The sequence below is a fragment of the Rhodobacter xanthinilyticus genome (assembly GCF_001856665.1).
Lineage (GTDB): Bacteria > Pseudomonadota > Alphaproteobacteria > Rhodobacterales > Rhodobacteraceae > Rhodobacter > Rhodobacter xanthinilyticus.
The window spans coordinates 198,004-223,998 of sequence record NZ_CP017781.1; the positions used below are offsets into that span (position 1 = coordinate 198,004).

25 protein-coding genes are annotated in these 25,995 nt (G+C 66.4%); 14 read left to right on the plus strand and 11 right to left on the minus strand.

The genetic code is table 11. The annotated features are described in order from the left end of the window. Positions 1-711 carry a phosphate signaling complex protein PhoU gene (gene phoU, locus LPB142_RS01025; protein ID WP_071165242.1) on the plus strand — a complete coding sequence of 237 codons (711 nt, stop codon included), beginning with the start codon at positions 1-3 and terminating at the stop codon, positions 709-711. A 3-nt stretch (positions 712-714) separates the two neighbouring features. After that, positions 715-1,407: a phosphate regulon transcriptional regulator PhoB gene (gene phoB / locus LPB142_RS01030; protein WP_068766465.1), complete on the plus strand. Its 693-nt coding sequence runs from the start codon at positions 715-717 to the stop codon at positions 1,405-1,407. Here phoB and LPB142_RS01035 read toward each other — a convergent pair. After that, positions 1,392-2,279: a ribokinase gene (locus LPB142_RS01035; protein WP_071167072.1), complete on the minus strand. Its 888-nt coding sequence runs from the start codon at positions 2,277-2,279 to the stop codon at positions 1,392-1,394. The genes phoB and LPB142_RS01035 overlap by 16 nt on opposite strands. Before the next feature lie 21 nt (positions 2,280-2,300). Continuing rightward, positions 2,301-4,568, minus strand: coding sequence for an NADP-dependent malic enzyme (locus LPB142_RS01040; protein ID WP_071165243.1), 2,268 nt, complete (start codon positions 4,566-4,568; stop codon positions 2,301-2,303). 112 nt (positions 4,569-4,680) lie between these two features. Here LPB142_RS01040 and mutS point away from each other — a divergent pair, with 112 nt between their 5' ends. Continuing rightward, complete coding sequence (gene mutS, locus LPB142_RS01045) at positions 4,681-7,320, plus strand: DNA mismatch repair protein MutS (protein ID WP_071165244.1); 2,640 nt, start codon at positions 4,681-4,683, stop codon at positions 7,318-7,320. A gap of 65 nt (positions 7,321-7,385) precedes the next feature. Here mutS and LPB142_RS01050 read toward each other — a convergent pair whose 3' ends face one another. Together LPB142_RS01050 and hrcA are read right to left on the minus strand one after the other, a co-directional pair. Then, positions 7,386-7,934, minus strand: coding sequence for a nucleotide exchange factor GrpE (locus tag LPB142_RS01050; protein WP_071165245.1), 549 nt, complete (start codon positions 7,932-7,934; stop codon positions 7,386-7,388). A 5-nt stretch (positions 7,935-7,939) separates the two neighbouring features. After that, a complete protein-coding gene (hrcA, locus tag LPB142_RS01055) occupies positions 7,940-9,001 on the minus strand; it encodes a heat-inducible transcriptional repressor HrcA (RefSeq protein WP_068766460.1) in 1,062 nt (353 codons plus the stop codon). A gap of 115 nt (positions 9,002-9,116) precedes the next feature. Here hrcA and rph point away from each other — a divergent pair, with 115 nt between their 5' ends. From rph to hemW, 4 genes are read left to right on the plus strand one after another with little or no spacing between them, the layout of a single operon-like run. Then, complete coding sequence (rph, locus tag LPB142_RS01060) at positions 9,117-9,830, plus strand: ribonuclease PH (RefSeq protein WP_068766459.1); 714 nt, start codon at positions 9,117-9,119, stop codon at positions 9,828-9,830. Then, positions 9,827-10,435 (plus strand): RdgB/HAM1 family non-canonical purine NTP pyrophosphatase, encoded by a 609-nt coding sequence (gene rdgB, locus LPB142_RS01065; protein ID WP_068766458.1) that lies wholly within the window; start codon positions 9,827-9,829, stop codon positions 10,433-10,435. The genes rph and rdgB overlap by 4 nt, the downstream gene beginning before the upstream one ends. A 1-nt stretch (position 10,436) precedes the next feature. Then, positions 10,437-10,814 carry a RidA family protein gene (locus tag LPB142_RS01070; protein WP_071165246.1) on the plus strand — a complete coding sequence of 126 codons (378 nt, stop codon included), beginning with the start codon at positions 10,437-10,439 and terminating at the stop codon, positions 10,812-10,814. Continuing rightward, entirely contained in the window at positions 10,811-11,968 is a 1,158-nt protein-coding gene (gene hemW / locus LPB142_RS01075; protein WP_071165247.1) for a radical SAM family heme chaperone HemW, read from the plus strand. The genes LPB142_RS01070 and hemW overlap by 4 nt, the downstream gene beginning before the upstream one ends. On the opposite strand, the gene LPB142_RS01080 is transcribed toward hemW, so the two are convergent. The 7 genes from LPB142_RS01080 to LPB142_RS01110 all read right to left on the minus strand — a co-directional run bounded on the left by LPB142_RS01080 (position 11,965) and on the right by LPB142_RS01110 (position 19,334). Next, on the minus strand, positions 11,965-12,855 hold the full coding sequence (locus LPB142_RS01080) for a ParB/RepB/Spo0J family partition protein (protein ID WP_071165248.1): 891 nt from the start codon (positions 12,853-12,855) through the stop codon (positions 11,965-11,967). The two genes, hemW and LPB142_RS01080, sit on opposite strands and share 4 nt — an antisense overlap. Before the next feature lie 3 nt (positions 12,856-12,858). After that, positions 12,859-13,671: a ParA family protein gene (locus LPB142_RS01085; protein ID WP_068766454.1), complete on the minus strand. Its 813-nt coding sequence runs from the start codon at positions 13,669-13,671 to the stop codon at positions 12,859-12,861. Beyond that, positions 13,664-14,293 (minus strand): 16S rRNA (guanine(527)-N(7))-methyltransferase RsmG, encoded by a 630-nt coding sequence (rsmG, locus tag LPB142_RS01090; protein WP_156506854.1) that lies wholly within the window; start codon positions 14,291-14,293, stop codon positions 13,664-13,666. Before rsmG ends, LPB142_RS01085 begins: the two co-directional genes overlap by 8 nt. Next, on the minus strand, positions 14,290-16,149 hold the full coding sequence (mnmG, locus tag LPB142_RS01095) for a tRNA uridine-5-carboxymethylaminomethyl(34) synthesis enzyme MnmG (RefSeq protein ID WP_071167073.1): 1,860 nt from the start codon (positions 16,147-16,149) through the stop codon (positions 14,290-14,292). Before mnmG ends, rsmG begins: the two co-directional genes overlap by 4 nt. A gap of 12 nt (positions 16,150-16,161) precedes the next feature. After that, positions 16,162-17,445: a tRNA uridine-5-carboxymethylaminomethyl(34) synthesis GTPase MnmE gene (mnmE, locus tag LPB142_RS01100; RefSeq protein ID WP_071165249.1), complete on the minus strand. Its 1,284-nt coding sequence runs from the start codon at positions 17,443-17,445 to the stop codon at positions 16,162-16,164. 15 nt (positions 17,446-17,460) lie between these two features. Further along, a complete protein-coding gene (gene rho, locus LPB142_RS01105; protein WP_068766452.1) occupies positions 17,461-18,732 on the minus strand; it encodes a transcription termination factor Rho in 1,272 nt (423 codons plus the stop codon). Positions 18,733-18,869: 137 nt separating this feature from the next. Beyond that, positions 18,870-19,334, minus strand: coding sequence for a CopD family protein (locus LPB142_RS01110; protein ID WP_071165250.1), 465 nt, complete (start codon positions 19,332-19,334; stop codon positions 18,870-18,872). Between the two features lie 399 nt (positions 19,335-19,733). On the opposite strand from LPB142_RS01110, the gene LPB142_RS01115 reads away from it, so the two are divergent. From LPB142_RS01115 to nadC, 7 genes are all read left to right on the plus strand, one after another. After that, positions 19,734-20,333 (plus strand): Maf family protein, encoded by a 600-nt coding sequence (locus LPB142_RS01115; protein ID WP_071165251.1) that lies wholly within the window; start codon positions 19,734-19,736, stop codon positions 20,331-20,333. Further along, positions 20,330-21,169: a shikimate dehydrogenase gene (locus LPB142_RS01120; RefSeq protein WP_071165252.1), complete on the plus strand. Its 840-nt coding sequence runs from the start codon at positions 20,330-20,332 to the stop codon at positions 21,167-21,169. Before LPB142_RS01115 ends, LPB142_RS01120 begins: the two co-directional genes overlap by 4 nt. Then, positions 21,166-21,762 carry a dephospho-CoA kinase gene (gene coaE / locus LPB142_RS01125; protein ID WP_071165253.1) on the plus strand — a complete coding sequence of 199 codons (597 nt, stop codon included), beginning with the start codon at positions 21,166-21,168 and terminating at the stop codon, positions 21,760-21,762. Before LPB142_RS01120 ends, coaE begins: the two co-directional genes overlap by 4 nt. After that, positions 21,755-22,444, plus strand: a complete 690-nt coding sequence (dnaQ, locus tag LPB142_RS01130; protein WP_071165254.1) for a DNA polymerase III subunit epsilon — start codon at positions 21,755-21,757, stop codon at positions 22,442-22,444. Before coaE ends, dnaQ begins: the two co-directional genes overlap by 8 nt. A gap of 107 nt (positions 22,445-22,551) precedes the next feature. Continuing rightward, on the plus strand, positions 22,552-23,604 hold the full coding sequence (gene nadA / locus LPB142_RS01135; RefSeq protein WP_071165255.1) for a quinolinate synthase NadA: 1,053 nt from the start codon (positions 22,552-22,554) through the stop codon (positions 23,602-23,604). Then, the gene (locus LPB142_RS01140; protein WP_071165256.1) at positions 23,601-25,154 is read left to right on the plus strand and encodes an L-aspartate oxidase; all 1,554 of its coding nucleotides are present in this window, start codon (positions 23,601-23,603) and stop codon (positions 25,152-25,154) included. The genes nadA and LPB142_RS01140 overlap by 4 nt, the downstream gene beginning before the upstream one ends. Beyond that, a complete protein-coding gene (gene nadC / locus LPB142_RS01145; RefSeq protein WP_071165257.1) occupies positions 25,151-25,993 on the plus strand; it encodes a carboxylating nicotinate-nucleotide diphosphorylase in 843 nt (280 codons plus the stop codon). The genes LPB142_RS01140 and nadC overlap by 4 nt, the downstream gene beginning before the upstream one ends. Positions 25,994-25,995 lie beyond the last annotated feature (2 nt).

Here is a 25,995-nt window from a genome sequence, read left to right on the forward strand (position 1 = left end):
ATGAGCCAGCATATCCTTTCCGCATTCGACCGTGATCTCGAGGCCGTTCAGGCGCTCGTGGTGAAAATGGGCGGCATGGTCGAGGCCCAGATCCTCGACAGCGCCGCCGCGCTCGAAACCCGTGACGAAGAGCTCGCCGAAGCCGTGCGCAAGCGCGACAAGGCGGTCGACGGGCTCGAGGAGAAGATCAACGAAGAGGCCGCGCGGCTGATCGCGCTGCGCTCGCCCGCCGCGAGCGACCTGCGCGTGGCGCTCACCGTGATCAAGATCGCGGGCAGCCTCGAGCGCGTCGGCGATTACGCCAAGAACATCGCCAAACGCGCGCAACTCTTGATGTCGATGCCGGCGATCAACGGCTCCTCCGGGGCGATCCGCCGCATGGCCCAGGCCAGCGAGACCATGCTCAAGGACGCGATCGACAGCTACATCCAGCGCGACGCCGTGCTCGCCGCCGATGTGCGCGCCCGCGATGTCGAGATCGACCAGATGTATAACGCGCTGTTCCGCGAATTCCTGACCTACATGCTCGAGGATCCGCGCAACATCACCGCCTGCATGCACCTGCATTTCATCGCCAAGAACATCGAGCGGATGGGCGACCACGCCACCTCGATCGCCGAACAGGTAATCTATCTCGTCACCGGCGAGATGCCCGAGGAAAGCCGCCCGAAAAGCGAAAGCGTCACCCCCTTTGACGCGGCGGAGCGCTAAGCGATGAGCCCCGCCCAACAGCCCTGCGTGCTGGTGGTCGAGGACGAATCGGCCCAGCGCGAAGTCCTGCAATACAACCTCGAGGCGGAGGGGTTCCGCGTCGTCATGGCGGTGAACGGCGATGAGGCGCTTCTCATGGTGCGCGAGGAAAAGCCCGATCTGATCGTGCTCGACTGGATGCTGCCCAATGTCTCGGGGATCGAGATCTGCCGGCGGGTGAAGGCCAGCCCCGAGACCCGCTCGATCCCGATCATCATGCTCTCGGCGCGCTCCGAGGAGGCCGACCGCGTGCGCGGCCTCGAGACCGGCGCGGATGATTACGTCGTCAAACCCTATTCGGTTGTCGAGCTGATGGCGCGGCTGCGCACCCAGCTGCGCCGCACCCGCCCCGCGACCATGGGCGAGCGGCTGCAATATGAGGATATCATCCTCGACGCGGGCGAGCACCGGGTGTTCCGCGACGGCCAGCCGCTGAAACTCGGCCCGACGGAGTTCCGGCTCCTCTCGACGCTGATGGAGAAACCCGGCCGGGTCTGGACGCGCGACCAATTGCTCGACCGGGTCTGGGGGCGCGACATCTATGTCGATACCCGCACGATCGACGTCCATGTCGGCCGGCTGCGCAAGGCGCTGATGGTCAACGGCGGCGACGATCCGGTGCGCACCGTGCGCGGCACGGGTTACGCGCTCGGCTGAGCGGCGAGAAAGGCTTCGACCTCTTCGCGGGCGGGGATCGCATCGGCGGTGCCCGCCCGTGTCACTTTCACCGCCGCGGCCGCCGCCGCAAGCCGCATCGCCGCCGCCGGCGCCCGGCCTTCGGCCAGCCCCGCGACGAGATAGCCCGCAAAGGTATCGCCCGCGCCGGTGGTATCGCGCGCCGCAACCGCAAAGGCCGGCACCCGCACCTCGGCGCCCGCGCCAAGGTCATGCCAGACCGCGCCGCGCGCCCCGAGCGTGACGAGCACATGCGGCACCGGCAAGTCGCCCAGCCCCACGCCCAGCGCCGCGCAAAGCTGCTCGGCCTCGATCTCGTTGAGGATCAGGAGCCAGGTGAAGGGCAACATCGCCCGCGCCGCCCCGGCCTCGAACGGCGCGGCGGAATAGATCAGTTTCAGACCCTGTTCCAGCGCGATTTGCCCCGCCTCTATCTGCGCCGAGGTCTCGTTTTGCACGATCAGCCAATCGCCCGGCCCCGCGCCCGCAAGCGCCGCGCGCACCGTTTCCCCTGTGATCACACGGTTCGCACCCGGGTGCAGCACGATCGCATTCTCGCCCGCCGCATCGACCGTGATGATCGCATGGCCCGAGGCGCCCGCAACCTCGGCCACCGCCGAACACTCGACCCCCGCCGCAACAAGCCGCGCGCGCATCCAGGCCCCATCGGCGCCCAGCGCCCCGATATGGCGCACCGCGCCGCCCGCCCGCGCCGCCGCGACAGACTGATTCGCGCCCTTGCCGCCAAGCCCCCGCGCATAAGAGAGCGCGGCCAGAGTTTCCCCCGGCCGCGGCAGGTGATCGAGCCGATAGAGATGATCGGCGTTGATCGAGCCCAGATTGTAGATCGTCATCGCCACCTCCGGCGCGACGGCTTATTTCGCCTGGCCGAGCCGGCAGGCCGCGATCGCCGCCATGTTGAGGATGTCATTCACCGTCGACACCGTCGAGCAGATCTGCAACGGCGCCGGGATCCCGGTCAGGATCGGGCCGATCACCGTTGCGCCGGCCATCTCCTGCATCAGCTTGACCGAGATCGAGGCCGAATGCCGCGCCGGCACCACAAGGATATTCGCGGGCCCCGAGAGGCGACAGAACGGATATTGCGCCATCACCTCGGGGTTCAGCGCCACATCCACCGCCATTTCGCCGTCATACTCAAAATCGGCGCCGCGCTTGTCGAGCACCTGCGGCGCGATATGCATCTTCGTCGCGCGTTCCGACACCGGATAGCCGAAGGTCGAGAACGAGACGAACGCCACCCGCGGATCGAGCCCGAGCCCGCGCGCCACCTGCGCGCCCCGCGTCGCGATATCGGCCAGGTCGTTTTCATCGGGCCATTCATGCACCAGCGTGTCGCCGATCAGCACGATCTTGCCCTTGTTCAGAACCGCCGTGATGCCCACCGCGCCGTCCGAGGGTTTCGCGTCGAAGACCTTGTTGATCGCCTCGAGCACATGCGCCGATTTGCGCGTCACCCCGGTGATCATGCCGTCGCCATGCCCATGCGCGAGCATCAGCGCCGCAAACACATGGCGGTCGCGCATCGCGAGCTTGGTCGCTTCGTGGCGGTCATAGCCCTGGCGTTGCAGGCGGCTGTAGAGGAAATCCTTGTAGGTCTCGATATGTTTGGAATTGACCGAGTTCACCACGGTCAGCTCGCGATACGCGTCACCCAGACCAACCGACTCGAGCTTTTCGCGCACATCGGCCTCGCGCCCGACGACCAGCGCACGGCCCATGCCACCGCGCTGATAGGCGACCGCGGCGCGCAGCACGCGCGGCTCGTCGCCCTCGGCGAAGATCATCGTCGCCTGCGCCTGACGCGCCCGGGCGTGGATGCCTTGCAGAATCGAGGCGGTCGGGTCCATCCGCGCCTTCAGACTATGGGCATAGGCCTCCATATCGATGATCGGGCGGCGCGCCACGCCGGTATCCATCCCCGCTTTCGCCACCGCCGGCGGGATAACGTGGATCAGCCGCGGGTCAAACGGCGTCGGGATGATGTAATCGCGCCCAAACGTCAGCTTGCGGCCATAGGCCACCGCCACCTCATCGGGCACATCCTCACGCGCGAGCGCCGCAAGCGCCTTCGCGCAGGCGATCTTCATCTCATCGTTGATCGCGCGGGCGTGGATATCGAGCGCGCCCCGGAACAGATAGGGGAAGCCGAGAACGTTGTTGACCTGGTTGGGGTAATCCGACCGGCCCGTCGCCACGATCGCATCGGCGCGCACGGCATGGGCCTCTTCCGGGGTGATCTCCGGGTCAGGGTTCGCCATCGCGAAGATCACCGGGTTGTCGGCCATCGCGGCGACCATCTCGGGCGTCACCGCGCCCTTGGCCGAGACGCCGAGGAACACATCAGCCCCGACCATCGCCTCTTCGAGCGTGCGCGCCTCGGTCGCCGCGGCATGGGCCGATTTCCACTGGTTCATGCCCTCGGTGCGGCCCTGATAGATCACGCCCTTGGTGTCGCACATGATGCAATTGTCATGCTTGGCGCCCATCGCCTTGATCAGCTCGAGACAGGCGATGCCGGCCGCCCCCGCGCCGTTCAGCACGATCTTGCAATCCTCGATCTTCTTGCCCGAGATCTCGAGCGCGTTGATCAGCCCCGCCGCGCAGATCACCGCCGTGCCGTGCTGGTCATCGTGGAACACCGGGATGTCCATGATTTCCTTCAGCCGCTGCTCGATGATGAAACACTCGGGCGCCTTGATATCCTCGAGGTTGATGCCGCCAAAGGTCGGGCCCATCAGGCTCACCGCCTTGATGATCTCGTCGGGGTCCTCGGTGTCGAGCTCGATATCGATGGCGTTGACATCGGCGAAGCGCTTGAAGAGCACCGCCTTGCCCTCCATCACCGGCTTGGAGGCCAGCGCGCCGAGATTGCCGAGCCCGAGGATCGCGGTGCCGTTCGACACGACCGCCACCATGTTGCCCTTGACGGTATAGTCATAGGCGGTCTCGGGGCGCTCGGCGATCGCCTCGACGGGAACCGCAACCCCGGGGCTATAGGCCAACGACAAATCGCGCTGGGTCGTCATCGGCTTGGAAGCGACGATGTCATATTTGCCCGGGCGCGGGTCGATGTGATAGGCCAACGCCTCTTCGGGCGTGATGCGGTTCTTGGTGGACATGGGGCCGCTCCTCCTGAAAGCCCGCCCCTCTTAGCGAGAAGCGGCGCGCGCCTCAATGGATTTGCACCTTGATTCACCCTTTTGTAGGGTCGCGCGAAAGCAGGGGGACCGCATGTCAGAACCGACCGTCACGCCGATGATGGCGCAATATCTCGGGATCAAGGAAGCGAACCCGGGGGCGCTCCTGTTTTATCGCATGGGCGATTTCTACGAGATGTTCTTCGACGATGCGGTGGCGGCGGCGGCGGCGCTCGATATCGCGCTGACGAAACGCGGCCTGCATCTGGGCGAAGAGATCCCGATGTGCGGCGTGCCGGTCCATGCCGCCGAGGGCTATCTGCTCACGCTGATCCGCAAGGGGTTTCGCGTGGCCATCGCCGAGCAGCTCGAAGACCCCGCCGAGGCCAAGAAACGCGGCGCGAAATCGGTGGTGAAGCGCGATGTCGTGCGGCTGGTGACGCCGGGCACGCTGACCGAGGAAAGCCTGCTCGAGGCGCGGCGGCACAATTTCCTCGCCGCCTGGGCCGAGCTGCGCGAGGAAGCCGCGCTCGCCTGGGTCGATATCTCGACGGGTGATTTCCGGGTAATGCCCTGCCCGCTCCTGCGGCTCGGACCGGAGCTCGCGCGGCTGGCCCCGCGCGAGGTGCTGGTGAGCGAGCTGAAAGAGCAAGATTGCGCCGGAATCGTCTCTGATTTGCGGGCCGCGCTGACGCCGCTGGCGCGGTCGAGCTTCGATAGCCAGGGGGCCGAGAAGCGGCTTTGCGATCTCTTCGGCGTGGGCTCGCTCGATGCGTTTGGCACCTTCTCGCGCGCCGAGATTTCGGCGATGGGCGCGATTGTCGATTATCTCGACCTGACCCAGCGGGGCAAACTGCCGCTCCTGCGCCGGCCCTTGCGCGAGGATAGCGGCGCGCTGATGCAGATCGACGCCGCGACCCGGCGCAACCTCGAGCTGACTCAGGCGCTCTCTGGCGGGCGCGAGGGATCGCTTCTGCATGTGATCGACCGCACCGTCACGGCCGGCGGCGCGCGGCTCCTCGAGCGGCGCATCTCCGCCCCCTCGCGCGATCTCGGCCAGATCCATGCGCGGCATGAAACCATCCGTTTTCTGCTGGAACAGAGCCGCTTTTCCGAGGATCTGCGCGCCGATCTGCGCCGCTGCCCGGATATGGATCGGGCGCTCTCCCGCCTCGCGCTCGACCGTGGCGGCCCGCGCGACATGACCGCGATCCGCGCGGGGCTCACCCAGGCCAGCGCGATCTCCGCGCGCCTTGCCCAGACCGACGCACCCGCGCTCTTGCGCAACGCGGCCTCGGCGCTCGTCGGGCATGAGACGCTCGTGGCGCTGCTCGAGGCGGCGCTCGTGGCCGAGCCGCCGCTTCTGGCGCGCGATGGCGGTTTCATCGCGCCCGGCTACGAGCCCGATCTCGACCAGACCCGCCAGCTGCGCGACGAGGGTCGCGGCGTTATAGCGCGGATGCAGGCGCAATATATTGATGAAACTGGGATCACCTCCCTCAAGATCAAGCATAACAACGTGCTTGGCTATTTCATCGAGACTACCGCGACCCATGCCGAGAAGATGCTGAACCCGCCGCTGAGCGAACGTTTCATCCACCGGCAGACCACCGCAAACCAGGTGCGCTTCACGACGCTCGAGCTCAGCGAGCTCGAAACCCGGATCCTGAACGCCGGAGCGCGCGCGCTCGAGATCGAAAAGCGGCTCTATGACAGCCTGAAAGCAGCGATTCTCGACCACGCCGGGCCGATCGGCGAAGCCTCGCGCGCGCTCGCGGAGATCGACCTCGCCACCGCCTTTGCCGATCTCGCCGCCGGCGAAGGCTGGGTCGAGCCACAAATCGACGCCTCCCGCGCCTTCGATATCGAGGCCGGGCGCCACCCCGTCGTCGAGGCCGCCCTCAAACGCGCCCGCGAGCCCTTCATCGCCAATGATTGCGCGCTGACCACGGGCGAAACCCCCGCGATCTGGCTGCTCACCGGCCCGAACATGGCGGGCAAGTCGACCTTCCTGCGGCAAAACGCGATCATCGCGCTCCTCGCGCAGGCGGGCTCGTTTGTCCCGGCGCGGCGCGCCCATATCGGCCTCGTCAGCCAGCTTTTCTCGCGCGTCGGCGCCGCCGATGACCTCGCGCGCGGCCGCTCGACCTTCATGGTCGAGATGGTCGAAACCGCCGCGATCCTGAACCAGGCGGATGACCGCGCGCTCGTGATCCTCGATGAAATCGGCCGCGGCACGGCGACCTATGACGGCCTCTCGATCGCCTGGGCGGTGATGGAGCACCTGCACGGCACGAACCGCTGCCGCGCCCTCTTCGCCACGCATTACCATGAAATGACAGCACTTTCCGCGAAACTCGCCGGCGTCGAGAACGCCACCGTCGCGGTCAAGGAATGGGACGGCGAGGTGATTTTCCTCCACGAGGTGCGCAAGGGCGCCGCCGATCGCTCCTACGGCGTGCAGGTCGCGCGCCTTGCCGGCCTGCCCGAGACTGTCGTCGCGCGGGCGCGGGTCGTGCTCGATGCGCTGGAAAAGGGCGAGCGCGAGGGCGGCGCCAAGAAACAGATGGTGATCGATGATCTGCCGCTGTTCTCGGCCGCGCCGCCGCCCCGCGTCGAAAAACCCGCGCCGAGCGCCGTGGAAGAAACCCTACGCAGCCTGAACCCCGATGAAATGACCCCGCGCGAGGCACTCGAGGCGCTCTACGCCCTCCGCGCCCAGCTCAAGCTCTGATTTCATCTTGCCTTAAATATCCTGCGGGGGTCCGGGGGTGCAAAACCCCCGGCCTCGCCACGCTCTCAGCCCTTCGGCATCGACGAAACGCCGACCTTCGCCGGCCGCAACAGCCGCTCATGCAGCAGGAACCCGTCATCCATCACCTGAATGATATCGCCCGCAACCGTCCCCGGCACCGGCGCCTCGAACATCGCCTCATGGATCTGCGGGTCGAACTTGTCGCCCACCTTCGGCGCAACCGCCACAATCCCGTGCCGCGCAAACACGTTGAGCAACTCGCGCTGCGTCAGCTCGACCCCGTCGATCAGCGCCTTGGCCTGCACGCGCAGCTCCTCGGGCACCGTATCGAGCGCACGCCGCATCGCATCATAGACCGGCAGCATATCGCGCGCGAGTTTCGAGCCGCCATATTGCTCGGCCTCGCGACGATCCCGCTCCGCCCGCTTGCGCGCATTCTCTGCCTCGGCAAAGGCCCGCATCAGCCGATCGCGCAGCTCGTCCCGCTCGGCGCGCAGCGCCTCCAGCTCATCCACGCTCTCGGCCAGAATATCCTCTAATTCCTCGCCAACCTGCGCCTGATCCGCCGCCATCTCGTCTTTTTTCTCGCTCATGCGTCTCACCTCTTGCCCTGGCCGGACAACATCCGCCCAACCAGCTGCGCTGTATAATCGACGATCGGCACGATCCGCCCATAATTGAGCCGCGTGGGCCCGATCACGCCCACCGCGCCGATAATCTTCCGTTCCGCGTTCATATAGGGAGAGACCACCAAAGATGAACCCGTAAGTGAGAAGAGTTTGTTCTCCGAGCCGATAAAAATGCGCACACCGTCGCCCGCCTCGGCCAGATCGAGGAATTCGGCGATATCGCGTTTGCGCTCGAGATCGTCAAACAGGCTGCGGACCTGCTCGAGATCGCCCTCCTGGCCGAGCAGATTGGCGCGCCCGCGCACGATCAGCCGCTCATAGGGCTCGCCCCGGTCCTCCCATTGCGCCAGCCCCGATTCCACCAGATCCGCGGCGAGCTTGTCGAGCTCCATCCGCCGCGCGGCGATCTCGCGGCCGATCTGGGTGCGCAGCTCGGACAGCGTCCGTCCCTCGGCGATCGCGTTGAGAAAATTCGCAGCCTCCCGCATCGAGGAGGGCGTCTGCCCGGCGGGGGGCGTGAACACGCGGTTCTCCACCTGCCCATCCCCGAAAACCAGCACGACAAGCGCCCTTTCCGCCGAAAGAGAGACGAATTCGATATGCCGGATCGGCGCCTCATGCTTGGGCGTGAGCACCAAAGACGCGCCATGCGTCACCCCCGAGAGCGCCGCCCCCACCCGATCGAGCAGCGAGCCGACATCGGCCCCGCCCTCGCCCATCGTCGCCTCGATCGCGGCCCGATCCGAGGCCGCGGGCTCGCTGATCTCCAGGATCCCGTCGACGAACATCCGCAGCCCGAGCTGCGTCGGGATCCGCCCGGCCGAGATATGCGGGCTGTTCAGCAAGCCGAGATATTCGAGATCCTGCATCACGTTGCGGATCGTCGCCGCCGAGAGCCGCTCGCTCATGCTGCGCGTCAGCGTGCGCGAGCCGACCGGGTCGCCGGTCTCCAGATAGCCCTCGACCACCCGGCGGAAAACCTCCCGCGAGCGGTCGTTGAGTTCGGTCAGAAGCGTGGTTTTGTCGGTCATGGCGTTCTCTGCGCTCAGTTAAGACCCCCACCCCGCCCGCGTCAATCGGCGCCGTCGGGGCTTGCATCGCGGGGCGCGCGGGCTCAAATGGGACAAAACAACGAAAGGACTTCTCATGCGCCCCTCCGGCCGGAATTTAAGCGATATGCGCCCGATTTCAATCGAGACCGGGGTCACGAAACATGCCGAGGGCTCCTGCCTGATCAAGATGGGCGACACGCATGTTCTGTGCACCGCCACGATCGAGGATCGCGCGCCGTCGTTCCTGAAGGGCACGGGGCTCGGCTGGGTCACGGCGGAATATGGCATGCTGCCCCGCGCCACCAATTCGCGCACCCGCCGCGAGGCCGCCGCGGGCAAGCAATCGGGCCGCACCCAGGAGATCCAGCGCCTGATCGGCCGGGCCTTGCGCGCGGGCGTCGATCGCTCGGCGCTCGGCGAGCGGCAGATCGTGATCGACTGCGACGTGATCCAGGCCGATGGCGGCACCCGCTGCGCCTCGATCACCGGCGGTTGGGTGGCGCTGCGGCTCGCGGTCAACAAGCTGATGAAGGCCGGGATCGTGGTCTCCGACCCGCTGATCGACCATGTCGCGGCGGTGAGCTGCGGGATCTACGCCGGCCAGCCGGTCTGCGACCTCGACTACGCAGAGGACAGCGAGGCGGGCACCGACGGCAACTTCATCCTGACCGGCGCGGGCCGGCTCATCGAGGTGCAAATGTCGGCCGAGGGCGCGACGTTTTCGCGCGACGAGATGACCAAGCTCCTCGATCTCGCCGAGGCCGGCATCGCCCAGCTCGTCGCCGCGCAAAAGGCCGCCGTGGCATGAGAAAGTTCGCCGAAAAGCGGCTTCTGGTCGCGACCCATAACAAGGGCAAGCTCGAGGAGATGCGCGCGCTTCTCGGGCCCTACGGGATCGAAGTCGTCGGCGCGGGCGAGATGAACCTGCCCGAACCCGCCGAAACAGAGACGACTTTTGTCGGCAACGCCCGGATCAAGGCCCATGCCGCGGCCCGCGCGACCGGGCTGCCCGCGCTCTCCGATGATAGCGGGATCGAGGTCGATGCGCTCGGCGGCGCGCCCGGCGTCTACACCGCCGATTGGGCCGAAACGCCCAATGGCCGCGATTTCGTCATGGCGATGGAGCGGACCTGGGCCGAATGCGAGAAGATCGGCGCGCCGGAGCCCCGCACCGCGCGGTTCCGCTCGACGCTGGTTCTGGCCTGGCCCGACGGGCATGACGAGGTTTTCGAGGGTAAGGCCGAGGGCCAGCTCGTCTGGCCGATGCGCGGCGCCCAGGGCCACGGCTACGACCCGATGTTCCAGCCCGAGGGCCATGAGATCACCTTCGCCGAGATGGACCCGGCGCAGAAAAATGAAATCAGCCATCGCGCGGATGCGTTCCGCAAGCTGGTCACCTGTTTCGAGGCCTGACATGCGGAAAAATATCTCGGGCGGCTCGCCCTACGAACCCAAACTCGGCTATTCCCGCGCGGTTGTGCAGGGCGATTGGTGCTTTGTCGCCGGCACGACCGGCGCCGACCCGGTGACGAAAACCTTCCCCGAAAGCGCGCTCGAACAAGCCCGCAACACGCTCGCGACGATCAAAACGGTGCTCGAGGGCGCGGGCTTCGGTCTCGAAACCGTCGTGCGCGCGACTTACATCATCACCGATGCGAGCCTGATGGAAGAGATCGCCCCCGCGCTCGGCGAGGCCTTCGGCGAGATCCGCCCGGCGGCGACGATGATCGTGGCGGGGCTCGTCAACCCGGCGATGAAGATCGAGATCGAAGTGACGGCCTTCAAGGGATGACCGAGGATTGGCGAAACGGCGGGTTCGGGCTCTACCTGCATTGGCCGTTTTGCGCCTCGAAATGCCCCTACTGCGATTTCAACAGCCATGTGGCCGCGGAAATCGATCAATCCCGCTGGAATAGAGCCTATTTGAGCGAGATCGAGCGCGCCGGACGCGAGACCGGGGGCCGGGTTCTCAACTCGGTCTTCTTCGGCGGCGGCACGCCCTCTCTGATGGAGCCGGAGCTCGTCGCGAGCATTCTCGAGAAGATCCGCGCGACCTGGCCGCTCGCGAATGACATCGAGATCACCCTCGAGGCGAACCCCACAAGTATCGAATCCGGCCGGTTCAGAGCCTATTCCGAGGCCGGGGTGAACCGGGTTTCGATGGGGATGCAGGCGCTCAATGACGAGGATCTGCGCCGCCTCGGCCGGATGCATACCGCCGCCGAGGGGCGCGCGGCCTTCGATATCGCGCGCGCGCATTTCAACCGGGTGAGCTTCGATCTGATCTATGCCCGGCAAGATCAAACGCCCGAGGCCTGGGCGACCGAACTGCGCGAGGCGGCGGCGATGGCGGTCGATCACTTCTCGCTCTATCAGCTCACCATCGAGGACGGCACCGCCTTTGGTGCGCGCCATGCGGCGGGCAAGCTGCGCGGCCTGCCCGATGACGACAAGGCCGCCGATCTCTACGAGATGACGCAGGAGATTTGCGAGGCGAATGGGCTGCCGGCCTATGAGGTTTCGAATCACGCACGCGAGGGGGCGGAAAGCCTTCACAACCTGATCTACTGGCGCTATGGCGATTATGTCGGCATCGGCCCCGGGGCGCATGGGCGGCTGACGCTGAACGGCACGCGCCACGCGACCGATACGCCGCGCGCGCCCGGGGCCTGGCTCGCGGCGGTGGAGAAAAACGGTTCGGGCGAGGCCAGCCGCGAGGCCCTTCCGCGCGAAGAACAGGTCACCGAATTCCTGCTTTTCAATCTGCGCCTGCGCGAGGGGCTCGATATCGCCCGGTATCAGGCGCTGAGCGGCGCGGATTTTGACCCGGAGACGCTCAACAACCTCGAAAATCTCGGGCTGATTACGCTGGAACAGGGTCGAATTTGCCCCACCCGCGCAGGAAGGGCCGTGCTGAACGGCGTGATCCGCGAGCTGATGCCTTAACGCAGCCCGCTGATCGCCTGACAGAGCAGATCGAGATCATCGAGCGAGCCATAGCGCACCGTCAGCGTGCCACCATTTTCGCCGGAATGATCGATCGTGACCTTCATCCCGATCGACGCGGAGAGATCCGCCTCGAGCGCGCGGGTATCGGCGTCTTTCTCGGCCTTCGGCCGCGGCGCAGCGGTGCGCGGCTTCTCCTGCGCCTGCTTGCTCAGCCGCTCGACCTCGCGCACGGAAAGCCCCTTTTGCACGGTTTCGCGCGCCAATTTCACCGGGTCGGGCGCGGTGATCATCGCCCGCGCATGGCCCGCCGAAAGACGCCCCTCGCGCAGCAGATCCTGAACCTCCGCCGGAAGCTGCAAGAGACGCAGCAGGTTCGCGATATGGCTGCGGCTCTTAGACATCGCATCGGCGACCTTTTCCTGGGTATGGCCGAACCGCTCCATCAACTGCCGATAGGCCTGCGCCTCCTCCAGCGCATTCAGATCCGCGCGCTGGATGTTCTCGATGATCGCGACCTCGAGCACCTCGACATCATCGAATTCGCGCACGATCACCGGCAGCTCATGCAGCCGCGCGAGCTGCGAGGCGCGCCAGCGCCGCTCCCCCGCGACAATCTCGTAATGGCCCGGTTTTTTCGGATGCGCGCGCACGATCAGCGGCTGAATCACGCCCTTTTCGCGGATCGAGGCGGCCAGCTCCTCGAGCGCCTCGGGCTGAAATTCACGCCGCGGCTGATCGGGGTTCGGCTCGATCTTCTCGATCGCGATCATCTGCTCGGCGCGGCGCGGCCCGGCCTCCGGCTCGGACGGCGCGATGTTGATATCCGCCATCAGCGCCGACAACCCCCGCCCAAGCCCGCGCCGCTCAACCTTTTTCTCGCTCATCGCTTACCCCCTCGCCTCGGCGCCATGGCGCGCCATCAGCTCCCGCGCCAGCGCCCGATAGGCCTCCGACCCGCGCGAGCTGCTGTCATAATTGAGCACCGGAAGCGCATAGGACGGCGCTTCCGAAATCCGCACATTGCGCGGAATCATCGTTCGGAACACGAGCTCGCCCAGCGTTCCGCGCGCATCCGCCTCAACCTGTTGTGAGAGGTTGTTGCGCACATCATACATCGTGAGGACAACCCCCTCGATACGCAGGTTCGGGTTTCCGCTCTGCCGCACCTCCCGGATCGTCAGCATCAGCTGCGACAAGCCTTCGAGCGCGTAAAATTCCGCCTGAAGCGGCACCAGAACCGAATGGGCCGCGACCATCGCGTTCACCGTCAGCAGGCTGAGCGACGGCGGGCAATCGATCAGCACATAATCAAGCGCGTAGCCGTCGATATCGGGCTGGCGCAGCGCATCATGCAGCAGAAAGCTGCGCTTTTCCTTCGAGACAAGCTCCATATCCGCCGAAGAGAGATCGGTCGTCGCCGGGCAGATCCAGAGCCCCGCGAGCGTGCTCGGCCGAATCACCTTGGCCAGCGGCGCTTCGTCGAGAAGCAGGTCATAGGTGGTATATTCGCGGTCATCGGCGTCAACACCGAGGCCCGTCGAGGCGTTACCCTGCGGATCGAGATCGACCAGGAGCACGCGCCGCCCCTGCTCGACAAGCGCCGCCGCGAGGTTGATCGCAGTCGTGGTTTTGCCCACGCCCCCCTTCTGGTTGGCGATGGCGATGATTTTCGGCCCGGGCAGACGCGTGAGATCAGACACGCCGAACTCCTGTGATTTCGAGAATTGCGGCCTCCGAATCTGTCACGCTCGGATGGGCCTTGCAGTCAAAGGACCAGATTTTCTGCGCCGCGGAAAGCTCTTCTTTCCACTGCGCGCCCTTTGGAAAATAAGCGGTGCCGCCGGGCGCCAGATGCAACTCGCAAAAGCCCAGAAGCGCCTCGAGCGAGGCGAGCGCGCGGGCGCTGAGATACTCCGCCGCAAGCGCCGGCGCCGCCTCGATTCGCTTCGCGATAACCTGCACCGATAGGCCGAGCTCGCGCGCGACCGTCATCAGGAAGGCCGATTTACGATGATCGCTTTCAACAAGGGTCAGCTTGAGATCGGGCGCAAATTCCTTCGCGAGAACGGCAAGAACAAGGCCGGGAAAGCCTCCGCCGCTGCCCAAGTCCGCCCAGAGCCCGGATTTTGGGCGTGCGATTGCGAAAATCTGCGCGGAATCGAGGAAATGCCGATCCCAAACCTGCGCCAAAGTCGGCGCGGAAACCAGATTGATCGCCGGATTCCACTTTTTGAGAAGCGCCTCATACTGCTCCAGACGCGCAATTGTTTCACGTGAAACATCGAGGCCCGGGAGGCGAAGGTCGTGAGCCATCTCGCTCATGCCGTCTGCTGCCGCTGACGTTGGCGCAATTTCGCAAGGATCAGCGTCAACGCCGCCGGCGTCACGCTATCCACCCGCGCGGCCTGCCCGAGCGTCAGCGGCCGTGCGCGGCTCAGCTTCAGCTTCAGCTCATTCGAAAGCCCCGACAGCGCGGAATAATCGAAATCCGCCGGAATTTCCCAGCTCTCGTCGCGCTTCATCGCCGCAACATCGCGCTCCTGCCGCTCAACATAATTCGCGTAAAGCGCGTCCTTCGCGAGCTGCCCGGCGATCTCGGGCGAGAGCGCGCCAAGCTCGGGGAAGATCGCGGTGAGATCGTCGAGCTCGATATCCGGGAAAGACAGGAGCGAAAACACGCTCCGCCGCGCGCCGTCCTGGTTCAGCTTCAGCCCATGGCCGGCGGCCTCTTTCGGCGACAAGGTCAGCGCATTCATCAGGCCCCGGCCAGCCTCCAGCGCCTCCATCTTCTCGCCAAACACCCGCGCGCGCGCCTCGCCCACACAACCCAGCTCAACACCAAACCCGGTCAGCCGCTGATCGGCGTTATCGGCGCGCAGCAGGAGCCGGAACTCCGCCCGCGAGGTGAACATCCGATAAGGCTCCGTCACCCCCCGCGTCGTCAGATCGTCGATCATGACGCCGATATAGCTGTTCGTACGGCTAAACCCCACAAGATCTTGCCCCAGCGCCAGCCGCGCCGCGTTCAACCCGGCCACCAGCCCCTGCGCCCCCGCCTCTTCATAGCCGGTCGTGCCGTTGATCTGCCCGGCAAGGAACAGACCCTCGATCGCGCGCAATTGCAGGTGCTGCGTCAGCGACCGCGGGTCGACGTAATCATATTCGATCGCATAGCCCGGCTGCAGGATGCGCACCTCCTCCAGCCCGAACATCGAGCGCACATAAGCCTCCTGCACATCGGCCGGAAGCGAGGTCGAAATCCCATTCGGATAGACCGTATCGTCGTCGAGCCCCTCGGGCTCCAGAAACACCTGATGCGAGGTCTTGTCGGCAAAGCGCACGATCTTGTCCTCGATCGACGGGCAATAGCGCGGGCCAACCCCCTCGATATGCCCGCCATACATCGCCGAGCGGCTCAGATTCTCGCGGATGATCTCATGCGTGCGCTCATTCGTGTGGGTGATCCCGCAGGCGATCTGCCGCGCGAAAGGCTTGGCGTTAAGGAAGGAAAACACCTCCGGCGCGTCATCGCCCGGCTGCATCTCGAGCGCATCCCAGCGGATCGTCTTGCCGTCGAGCCGCGGCGGCGTGCCGGTTTTCAGCCGCCCGAGTTGCACCCCCAGATCGCGCAAATTCGCCGAAAGCGCGTTCGACGGGCTATCGCCCATCCGCCCGCCCGGCCGCTTCTGATCGCCGATATGGATCAGCCCGCCGAGGAACGTCCCCGTCGTCAAAATCACCGCCCGCGTCGCGATCTCGGACCCGTCCGCGAGCCGCACCCCACTCACCCGCGCGCCGCCCAGAAGCTCCGCAACCTCCCCCTCGATCACCTCAAGGTTCGGCTGCGCCGCGGTCATCGCCTGGATCGCCTGGCGGTAAAGCTTGCGGTCGGCCTGCGCGCGCGGCCCCTGCACCGCCGGCCCCTTGCGCCGGTTGAGCAGCCGGAACTGGATCCCGGCCATATCGGCGGCCCGACCCATCACGCCGTCGAGCGCATCGATCTCGCGCACGAGATGCCCCTTGCCGAGCCCCCCGATCGCCGGGTTGCACGACATAACGCCCAGCCCATCGGCCCGCAGCGTCACAAGCGCGGTCCGCGCCCCCATCCGCGCCGCGGCATGGGCCGCCTCGGTGCCGGCATGACCGCCGCCGACGACGATGACGTCAAAATGTTTCACGTGAAACACTCCTTACTTGCCGATGCAGAAACTGGCGAAAATCTCGTCGAGCAGATGCTCAACATCCACCCGCCCCACAAGCGACTCCAACGCGCGCGCGGCCTGGCGCAAGCCCTCCGCGGCGAGCTCGGCCCGCTCACCCCCGCGCAATACCTCATCCCGCGCCGATTCCAAAGACCGAATCGCCCGCGCAAGCGCCTCGCGGTGCCGCTCACGCGACATCACGCCCGCGCCCGCCGCCCGCTCGGTCAGCCGCTCGGTCACCGCCGCCACCAGCGCATCGACCCCCGCGCCGGTTTTCCCGGAGATCGCGAGCCCCTCGGCCGGGTGCAAATCGGCCTTGCCCTGCACGAGAAGATCACCGTCCCGCGGCGCAATCAGCGGGATCTCCTCCCGATCGAGCAGGAAAATCCGCAGATCGGCGGCCTCCGCCCGGCTCACCGCGCGCTCCACCCCGATCGCCTCGACGACATCCTCGGTCTCGCGCAGCCCCGCGGTATCCAGCAGCGTCACCGCCAGCCCGCCGAGATCCATCCGCACCTCGATCACATCGCGCGTCGTCCCCGCAATCTCCGAGGTGATCGCCGCCTCGCGCCCCGCCAGCGCGTTCAAGAGCGTCGATTTCCCCGCGTTCGGCCGCCCGACAATCGCCACCTCGAACCCCTCACGGATCCGCTCCGCAGCGCCGAGCCGGCCGATCTCCGCCCGCACCGCGCCCGAAACCTCGCCAATCAGCTCGAGAACCTCGGGCGAAACATCGACCGGCACCTCTTCATCGGCAAAATCGATCGTCGCCTCGATCAGCGCCGCCGCCCGCACGAGCTTCGCCCGCCACGCCTCGACAACCTCGCCCACCGCGCCCGACAACACCCGCAACGCCTGCTTGCGCTGCGCCTCGGTCTCCGCCTCGATCAGATCGGAAAGCCCCTCGACCTGCGCAAGATCGAGCCGCCCGTTCTCCAACGCCCGCCGCGTGAACTCGCCCGGCTCCGCCAGCCGCAGCCCCTCAACCGCGCCCAAAGCCCGCAAAACAACCGAAACCGTCGCCACCGCGCCATGGAGATGCAGCTCCGCCACTTCCTCGCCGGTGAAACTCGCCCCCGCCTCGAAGCACAACACCACCGCCTCGTCGAGCGCCTCCGCCCCGAGCCGCAGATGCCGCAGCCCCGCCCTGCGCGGCGCGGGCAGCCGCCCGGCCAGGCTCTCGGCCGCCGCAAAGGCCCGCGGCCCGGAAATGCGAATGACCGCCACGCCCGCCTTTCCGCGGGCCGTGGCCAGGGCAAAGATCGTGTCCATGAGCCCCTCCGGGCGTCAGCCGTTCATCGAGTCGAAGAATTCGCCGTTGGTCTTCGTCTGCTTGAGCTTCGAGATCAGGAATTCGATCGCATCGGTCGTGCCCATCGGGTTGAGGATGCGGCGCAGCAGATAGGTCTTTTGCAGATCCTTCTGATCGGTGAGCAGGTCTTCCTTCCGCGTCCCCGATTTGAGAATATCCATCGCCGGGAACACGCGCTTGTCGGCGACCTTGCGGTCGAGCACGATCTCGCTGTTGCCGGTGCCCTTGAATTCCTCGAAAATCACCTCGTCCATCCGCGAGCCGGTATCGATCAGCGCGGTCGCGATGATGGTCAGCGAGCCGCCCTCTTCGATGTTCCGCGCCGCGCCGAAGAACCGCTTCGGCCGTTGCAGCGCGTTCGCATCCACACCGCCGGTCAGCACCTTGCCCGAGCTCGGCACCACGGTGTTGTAAGCCCGCCCGAGACGCGTGATCGAATCGAGCAAGATCACCACGTCGCGCTTGTGCTCAACGAGCCGCTTGGCCTTCTCGATCACCATTTCCGCGACCGCAACGTGCCGCGTCGCCGGCTCGTCGAAGGTCGAGGAAATCACCTCGCCCTTCACCGAGCGCTGCATGTCAGTGACCTCTTCCGGGCGCTCGTCGATCAGCAGAACGATCAGATAGCATTCCGGGTGATTGACCTCGATCGAATGTGCGATGTTTTGCAAGAGCACCGTCTTACCGGTGCGCGGCGGCGCCACGATCAAGCTCCGCTGGCCCTTGCCGATCGGCGCCACGAGGTCGATGATCCGCGCCGAACGGTCCTTGATCGTCGGATCCTCGATCTCCATCTTCAGCCGCTCATCGGGGTAAAGCGGCGTCAGGTTGTCGAAGCTGACCTTGTGGCGCGCGCGCTCCGGGTCCTCGAAGTTGATCTTCTCGACCCCAGTCAGCGCGAAATAGCGCTCATTTTCCCCCGGCGCGCGGATGATCCCCTCGACCGTATCGCCGGTGCGCAGGCTGTATTGGCGGATCATCTCGGGCGAGACATAGATGTCATCGGGGCCCGGCAGATAGTTCGCCTCGGGCGAGCGCAGGAAGCCGAACCCGTCTTGCAGAACCTCGAGCACGCCATCGCCGCCGATCACGATATCGTCCTCGGCGCTTTCCTTCAGGATCGAGAACATCATCTCGCCCTTGCGCATCGTCGAGGCGTTTTCGATCTCCCATTCCTCAGCCAGCGCGAGGAGTTCCTTGGGGCTCTTCGCCTTGAGGTCGGCGAGATTCAGACGTTCCGTGCTCATGGGCAAACCCCCTGAAGGCGCCGTTACCCCCGAGGGCCGGCGCGAAAATTCAACATGTCTTCCGAAGAACCGATCGGCCGGACGGCCGGGGCTTGGCCGAGGATTTACGCGCGAAGCGGTTTCGAGTCAATGAATCCTCAGAATTTCAGGATCACCGAGAGCACGATGACGATCATGAACAGCGTCGGCACCTCGTTCATCATCCGGAACTGCCGCCCCGTCAGGGTGTTCACCCCCTCGGCCAGCCGCAGCCGCGCGCCCCCGCACCAGAAATGAAACCAGGTCATGCCCAGGATCGAGGCCGCCTTCGTCCAGGGCCAGATCATATCCCATTGCACCACCCCGGGCGTCAGCACCAACAGCACCCCGAAGAGCCAACTCGAGATCATCGCCGGCTGCATGATCGCCTTGTAGAGGAGCCGCTCCTGATGGCGAAACAGCATCTCCATCTCGCTCTCGCGCACCACGCCGCGCTTTTGCAGCCCCTCGACGTGATAGACGAAGAGCCGCGGCAGATAGAACAGCCCCGCCATCCAGGCGAGCACCGACATCACATGCAGGCTTTTCGTCCAGAGATAGAAATCCGCGAGAAAGTCGAACATGGGCGCCTCCGGGTTCAGCCGCTTCTTCTTAATAAAATTCTTTAAAGAAAGAAAAGATGATGATGATTGTAGGGCCTGTGGGTCATGTGGATTACCGGCTTCTCCCGCCTCTGTCCCCAGCCGGGAAAACTCTGCGCCCGCCTCTCCCCGTCTTGGGATATGTTCCGAAAAATCGCGCGATTTCAGCGCGTTGCGCGCCTGCCAATTTTCCGCCGCCCTGTGGATGTTCGCGAAATGACCCGCCCCCGTGCGGCGAAAGCCCACAGCCCGCCCGGGCCCCCGCCCACAGCGGGAAAAGATTAAGGTTTCCTTGACAAAACCGCCCCGGATTGGGGAGGAAACAGATATCGCAGACCCATCCCCAGACTTTCCCCTGCGCTTCTCCCGCGAGTTATCCCCATGAGCCTCCCCCTCCTCCTCGCCTCGCAATCGCAAATCCGCGCCACGCTGTTGCGCAACGCGGGCTTCGAGGTGACCACCCGCCCCGCCCGCATCGACGAGGGGATGATCCGCGCCGCGCTCGAGGCCGAGGGCGCCCGCCCGCGCGATCTTGCCGATGCGCTGGCCGAGATGAAGGCCGCCAAGGTCTCCGCCGCCAACCCCGGCGCGCTGACGCTCGGCGCCGATCAGGTGCTCGAGCTCAAGGGCCGCGTCTTCGCCAAACCCGAAACGCCGGAGGACGCCGCCGAACAGCTGCGCGCGCTCTCGGGCCAGACCCATCGCCTGCTCTCCGCCCTCGTCGTCTTGCGCGATGGCAAACCGCTCTGGCGCCATGTCGCCGAGGTCCGCCTCAAGATGCACGAGCTCTCCGAGCCCTTCATCGCCGACTATATCGCCCGCAACTGGGAGAGCATCCGCCACGCGGTGGGCTGCTACAAACTCGAGGAAGAGGGCGTGCGGCTTTTCTCCGCCGTCGAAGGCGATTACTTTGCGGTTCTGGGCCTGCCGCTCATCGAATTCCTGAACTGGCTTCGCGCCCGAGGAGATCTGACCACATGACCGACCACCCCCGGATCCCGCTCGCCGGCGTCATCGGCTCGCCCGTCGCCCATTCGCGCTCGCCCGCGCTGCATGGGTTCTGGCTGAAGAAATACGGCATTCGCGGCCATTATATCCCGATGGATATCGCCGAGGGCGATCTCGAGATCGTGCTGCGCGCGCTGCCGAAGGCGGGGTTTGTCGGCTGCAATGTCACGATCCCGCACAAGGAGGCCGTGCTCGCCTTCGCCGATGTGATCTCGGATCGCGCGGCGCTGATCGGCGCGGCGAATACGCTGATCTTCCGGGCCGATGGCAAGATCCACGCCGATAACACCGACGGCTATGGCTTCATCGCGAACCTGCGCGAGGCTGCGCCCAACTGGAAACCCGCCGAGGCCCCCGCCGCGGTGATCGGCGCGGGGGGCGCTGCGCGCGCCATCGTCGCCTCGCTTCTCGAAATGGGCTGCCCGGAGATCCGGCTCTCCAACCGCACCCGCGCCCGCGCCGAGACGCTGCGCGCCGAGTTCGGCGCCCGCGTCGTCGTCTATGATTGGGTGCAGGCCGGCAACATGCTCGAGGACGCGCTGACGGTGGTGAACACCTCCTCGCTCGGCATGGCTGGCAAGGCCGAATTCCGCGTGCCGCTCGACGCGCTCAACCCCCGCGCGGTGGTGACCGATGTCGTCTACACGCCGCTGAAAACCAAGCTCCTTGCCGAGGCCGAGGCGATGGGCTGCACCGTGGTCGACGGGCTCGGCATGCTCCTGCACCAGGCCGTGCCCGGGTTCGAGCGCTGGTTCGGCCACCGCCCCGAGGTCACCGCCGATCTGCGCGCCGCGGTGCTCGGCGCATGAGCCGCCCCTTTCTCCTCGGCCTGACCGGCTCGATCGGCATGGGCAAATCGACCACGGCGAAGATGTTCGCCGAAGAGGGCGTGCCGGTCTGGGATGCCGATGCGACAGTTCACGCGCTTTACGCCCCGGGCGGCGCGGCGGTGGCGCCGATCGCCGCCGCCTTCCCCGGCGCAGTGGTCGAGGGCGCGGTCGATCGCGCCCGCCTGCGCGAGGCGCTGCATGCCGAAAAAGCGGCTCTATCGCGGCTTGAATCCATCGTTCACCCGCTCACCACCGCCGCCCGCGAGGCCTTCATCGCCGCCCATGCCGAGGCCGATCTGATCCTTCTCGACATCCCCCTCCTCTTCGAGACCGGCGCCGATCAGCTCTGCGACGCGGTGCTCGTCGTCTCCGTCCCCGCGCCGGTGCAACGCGCCCGCGTTCTCGCCCGCGGCCAGATGACCGAGGCCCAGCTCGATCTGATCCTCGACCGCCAGCTCCCCGACGCGGCCAAACGCGCCCGCGCCCATCACGTCATCGAAACCCACAGCCTCGATGAAACCCGCGCCGCCGTCCGCGCGCTGATCAAAGAGATCCGGAGCCGCCATGCGTGAGATCGTCCTCGATACCGAAACCACCGGCTTTGAGCCCTCTGAAGGCCACCGCATCGTCGAAATCGGCGCGGTCGAGCTCTTCAACCACATGCCCACCGGCCGCACCTATCACCAATATATCAACCCCGAACGCGCCATGCCGATGGAGGCCTTCCAGGTCCATGGGCTGGGCGACGACTTCCTGCGCGACAAACCGAAATTCGCCGAGATCGCGCAGGATTTCCTCGATTTCATCGGCCCGGACGCGAAGCTCGTCATCCACAACGCCGCCTTCGACATGAAATTCCTCAACGCCGAGCTCAGCTGGGCGAAGAAACCGCTGATCGCCGCCGATCGCGCGCTCGATACGCTGATGATGGCGCGGCGCCGCTTCCCGGGCTCGCCCGCCTCGCTCGACGCGCTCTGCCGGCGCTTCAACATCGACAATTCCTCGCGCACCCTCCACGGCGCGCTCCTCGACAGCGAGATCCTCGCCGATGTCTATCTCGAGCTGATCGGCGGCCGCCAGCCAGGCTTTGGCCTCTCGATCGACCCTGTTCCGGCCAAAAACGCAGGCCCCGCCGAGGAATGGCGCGCCTTCCCGCGCCCCGTCGCCCTGCCCTCGCGCCTGACCGATGCCGAGGCCGAGGCCCATGCCGCCTTCGTCGCCAAGCTTGGCGAAAAAGCGATCTGGAACCGCTGAGGCGCAGCAAAATTGTCATAATTGCACCCCTCCGCGCAATTTTCCCATTTAACCCTCGGCGCATTGCCCTTACATGCAACCCGTTCTCGGTTTTGGGGGAGGGACCCATGCTGGACTTTGCTGCGATGCGTGCGACGCTGGCCGGGGCCTATGACCTCGCGCCCTCGATGCAACTTGCCGAAGAGATGCGCGAGATCCACGCCCGGATGGATCGGGTCGTGCCGCTCGCGGATTTCGCCCGCCACGCGCCCTATATCCGCGCAATCAACCGCCTGAAGGCCGAGAAAAACGCGGTCATCCTCGCCCATAACTACATGACGCCCGAGATCTACCACGGCGTCGCCGATGTCGTGGGCGACAGCCTGCAACTCGCCATCGAGGCCACCAAGGTCGAGGCCGGGACGATCGTGCAATGCGGCGTGCATTTCATGGCCGAGACCTCGAAGATCCTGAACCCGGCCAAGCGCGTCCTGATCCCCGATATGGCGGCGGGCTGTTCGCTGGCGGAATCGATCACCGCAGAGGGCATCGCCACGATGCGCGCCCAATATCCCGGCGCGCCGGTGGTCAGCTACGTCAACACCACCGCCGAGGTGAAGGCCGCCTCGGATATCTGCTGCACCTCCTCGAACGCCGCGCAGATCGTCGCCGCGCTCCCCGAGGAGACGATCATCATGACCCCCGACCAATATCTGGCGCAAAACGTCGCCCGCCAGGTGCCGCACAAGAAGGTGGTCTGGTGGGCGGGCTCGTGCATCGTGCATGAACAATATACCACCGAGGACATCACCGAGTTCCGCAAATGGAACCCCGACACCCGCGTGATCGCGCATCCCGAATGCCCGCCCTCGGTCGTCGCCGCGTCGGATTTCTCCGGCTCGACCTCGGGGATCATCGATTACGTCGCCCGCGAGAAGCCGCAAAAGGCGATGCTCGTCACCGAATGCTCGATGGCGTCGAATATCTCCGACGCGCTGCCCGAGGTAGATTTTGTGGGGCCCTGCAATATGTGCCCCTACATGAAGAAGATCACGCTCGAGAAAATCCTCTGGTCTCTGCATACCGACGGGCCCGAGGTCTTCGTCGCCCCCGAGATCGCCGCCAAGGCGCGCATCGCGGTCGAGCGGATGATCGAACTCTCGCGGGCGGTCGCGAAGTGATCACCACCGATCGCGTCCTGATCGTCGGCGCGGGGCTTGGCGCGCTTTATGCGGCGTTGAAACTGGCGCCGCGGCCGGTTCTGGTGATCTCGCCCGAGACCCTGGGCGAGGGCGCCTCCTCGGCCTGGGCTCAAGGCGGCGTGGCCGCCGCCATGGCCGCCTCGGACAGCTCCGAATCCCACGCCCGCGATACCGAATATGCCGGCGCCGGCACCGTCGACCCCGCCGTCGCGCGGCTCGTCACCGCCGAGGCGCGCCACCATATCCTAGACCTCACCGCGCTTGGCACCCCCTTCGACCGCGACGCCGAGGGCGGCTATGTCATGTCGCGCGAGGCCGCCCATTCGGTCGCCCGCGTCGTCCGCGTCAAGGGCGACCAGGCCGGCCATGAGATCATGCAGACCCTGATCGCCGAGGTCCGCGCCACCCCCTCCGTGCAGGTCGCCGAGGGGGTTCTCGCCTCCGGGCTCGAGGTCGAAAACGGCCAGGTCACCGGCGTCTGGGTCGAAAAAGCGCGCGAGCCCTCGGGCCGGCTGCTGATCCGCACCCCGGCGGTGCTCCTTGCGGGCGGCGGCTCGGGCGGGCTTTTCGCCGTGACCACGAACCCCCCGCGCATCCGCGGTCAGGTGATCGGCATGGCCGCCCGCGCCGGCGCCCGTATCGCCGACCCGGAATTCGTGCAGTTCCACCCGACCGCGATCGCCACCGGCGAAGACCCCGCCCCCCTCGCGACCGAGGCCCTGCGCGGCGAAGGCGCGATCCTCGTCAACGCGCGCGGCGAACGCTTCATGCCCGCCGTCCACGAACTCGCCGAACTCGCCCCCCGCGATATCGTCGCCCGCGCGGTCTACCTCGAGCGCCAGGCCGGCCGCGAGCCCGCCCTCGACACCCGCGCAGCGCTGGGCGAGGAGGTGCTGACCCGCTTCCCCGCCGTCGCCCAAGCCTGCAAACGCGCTGGAATAGACCCTGTTTCGTGCCCGATCCCGGTCGCCGCCGCGGCGCATTACCATATGGGCGGCGTCGATGTGGATACCGCGGGCCGTGCCTCGCTTGGCCGGCTCTGGGTCTGCGGCGAGGCCTCCTCGACCGGGCTCCATGGCGCCAACCGCCTCGCCTCGAACGGCCTTCTCGAGGCGCTGGTCTTCGCGAAAATCTGCGCCGAGGGGATCGCGGCTGCCCTGCCCGCCCCCGCCGAAACCCCCGAGGTCGCGCTCGATTTCCCGCCCGGCGGCTGCGTGGTCGATGAAACCGCCGTCGCCCGGATGCGCCGCGCGATGACCGACGGCGTCGGCGTGGTGCGCGACGCCGCGGGCCTGACAGAGGCGCTGCGCGTGATCGCCGAGGTCGAGGCCGACGCCGCCTGCGAGGCGATGCGCAACATGACCGCCACCGCCACCCTGATCGCCGCCGCCGCGCTCAAACGCGAGGAAAGCCGCGGCGGCCATTTCCGCGCCGATTTCCCGCAAACAGACCCTGTTCTGGCCCAACGCACCCATATCACCCTTGCCGAGGCGCTCGAGATCCGCGCCCGCGCGCTGGAGGTAAGATGACGACGCTCCCCGATTTCATCCTCGAACCGCTCGTCCGCGCCGCGCTCATGGAAGACCTGACGCCGATGGGCGATGTCACCACCCGCGCGGTGGTGCCCGCCGGGCTGCGCTATACCGCCCGGCTCAACGCGCGCGAGGCCGGCGTGGTCTCGGGGATGCAGATCGCCGCGCTCGCCTTCCGCCTCGTCGACCCCGCGCTCAAGGTCGAAACCTGCGTCGCCGATGGCGCGCCCTGCGTGCCGGGCCAAACCCTGATGACCATCGAGGGCGAAGCCGCCTCGATCCTGATGGGCGAGCGCGTCGCGCTCAATTTCGCGGGCCGCCTGACCGGCATCGCCACCCTCACCGCCGCCTTCGTCGCCCAAACCCGCGGCACCGCGACCCGCATCACCTGCACCCGCAAGACCACCCCGGGCCTGCGCATCGTCGAAAAACTCGCCGTCACCCATGGCGGCGGCTCGAACCACCGGTTCGGCCTCTCCGATGCGATCCTGATCAAGGATAACCATATCGCCGCCGCCGGCGGCATCCGCGCCGTTCTCGAGGCCGCGAAAGCGGCGCGCAGCCACATGATGCGCGTCGAACTCGAGGTCGACACCCTCGCGCAGATGGAAGAGGCCCTCGCCGTCGGCGGCGCCGATGTGATCTTGCTCGACAATATGGATACGGCCACCCTGCGCGCCGCGGTGGCGCTCAACGCCGGGCGCGTCGTGCTCGAGGCCTCGGGCAACATGAAGCTCGAGCGCATCGCCGAGGTCGCCGCGACGGGGGTGGATTACATCTCCTCGGGCGCGCTCACCCATTCGGCGCGCACGCTCGACCTCGGCCTCGATTTCTGAGC